Below are 278 nucleotides of genomic sequence, written 5' to 3'. Positions count from 1 at the left end.
AGCAAGCCGCCTTCTACCCACTTTGTCTGTACGAAAATGTGGTGGTTGTTCTCATTGGTCAAGTCGTTTTCTCGGGCTCTGGCTAGCAAGAAATGCTGGTAAGGCTCGTCTCTGGATGAGTGAACATAACTATAGAGGGCGGTTTGAACGCCACCTCCAAACGCTTCTGTAACATGGAGTACTTTCTTCATGATGATTTTGTCCCTGGTGTTTGCATCCATTTGTGTTTAAAAGCATCACGCTCTTGCTCTGAATAAACGTGGCGATACAAGGGAAGA

Annotated in this window: 2 pseudogenes; both read right to left on the bottom strand. The window is 46.0% G+C overall.

The annotated features are described in order from the left end of the window. A pseudogene (locus IQR33_RS21255) lies at positions 1-191 on the bottom strand (capsular biosynthesis protein); the annotation flags it as partial. Beyond that, positions 188-278 (bottom strand): annotated as a pseudogene (locus IQR33_RS33905) (capsular biosynthesis protein); the annotation flags it as partial. The pseudogenes IQR33_RS21255 and IQR33_RS33905, both read right to left, overlap by 4 nt.

The sequence above is a fragment of the Vibrio sp. OPT46 genome (assembly GCF_015163535.1).
GTDB lineage: Bacteria > Pseudomonadota > Gammaproteobacteria > Enterobacterales > Vibrionaceae > Vibrio > Vibrio alginolyticus.
The sequence above is the reverse complement of the archived record's forward strand: the minus strand, read 5'-3'. Positions and strand labels throughout refer to the sequence as shown.